Consider the following 942-nt stretch of genomic DNA (forward strand, 5'->3'; position numbering starts at 1 on the left):
TCTGACAAACAACTAATTAAAAGTAAACTCTATGCTTTTTGATAAAGATAAAATTACAGAAATATTCTACTTAGCAGATGAATTTTGTGAAGAATTTTCAAAAACAGTTCAAAATAACAGCCTTGGTCATAAGGCCAAAAGGAAACCTAAAATGACCAATAGTGAAGTTATCACAATTCTGATTTTATATCATGGAGGATGCTACAAAAACCTAAAGCACTTTTATAATTTCTTTGTTAAACTTCACATGAAATCTGAATTTCCTAAGACGGTCTCTTATAACCGGTTTGTTGAGTTGCAGGCAAGAGTTATTCTACCTTTGACTTTATTTCTTAAAACCTGTAGCCTTGGTGATTGTTCCGGGATTTCTTTTATCGATTCGACACCAATTCGGGTGTGCAAGAATAAACGAATCCCCAAACACCGTGTCTTTGATGGCATTGCAGAAAGAGGTAAATCAACTATGGGGTATTTTTACGGGTTCAAACTTCATTTTATAATTAATGATAAGGGAGAGATATTGAATTTCATGATTACTCCCGGGAATGTAGATGACAGGAATCCTCTCAAAGATAAAAGCTTTGTTGAGAAAATTAGAGGAAAACTATATGCTGACAAAGGATACGTTTCTAAAGAATTAACCGAAGTTCTATTTGTTGATGGTTTGCATTTGATTACTTACATCAGGAACAATATGAAAAATGTTCTTATGGAAATGAAAGATAAAATTCTCTTAAGAAAAAGATCAATTATTGAAACTATTAATGATCAACTTAAAAACATATGTGATGTGGAGCATTCCAGACACAGATCATTCAATAATTTTATTACAAACTTAATTGCTGCACTAATTACATATGCCTTTTTTGAAAAGAAACCTGCTATCAAATATGAAACTATTAAGTCCGATCAATTAGGGATATTTTAATATCGAACTCAGGT

The 942-nt window shown here is 31.6% G+C and carries 1 protein-coding gene; it reads left to right on the forward strand.

Translation table 11 applies throughout. The features are described from left to right. The first annotated feature begins 31 nt into the window (after positions 1 to 31). The gene (locus tag QUH73_RS20775) at positions 32 to 928 is read left to right on the forward strand and encodes an IS982 family transposase (protein ID WP_289532363.1); all 897 of its coding nucleotides are present in this window, start codon (positions 32 to 34) and stop codon (positions 926 to 928) included. Positions 929 to 942: the final 14 nt, after the last annotated feature.

The organism is Labilibaculum sp. K2S, assembly GCF_030372765.1.
In the GTDB taxonomy this organism is placed as follows: domain Bacteria; phylum Bacteroidota; class Bacteroidia; order Bacteroidales; family Marinifilaceae; genus Labilibaculum.

Coding starts and splice junctions, on each gene's coding strand:
- QUH73_RS20775 (WP_289532363.1), top strand. CDS start 32: ATGCTTTTTGATAAAGATAAAATTACAGAAATATTCTACTTAGCAGAT.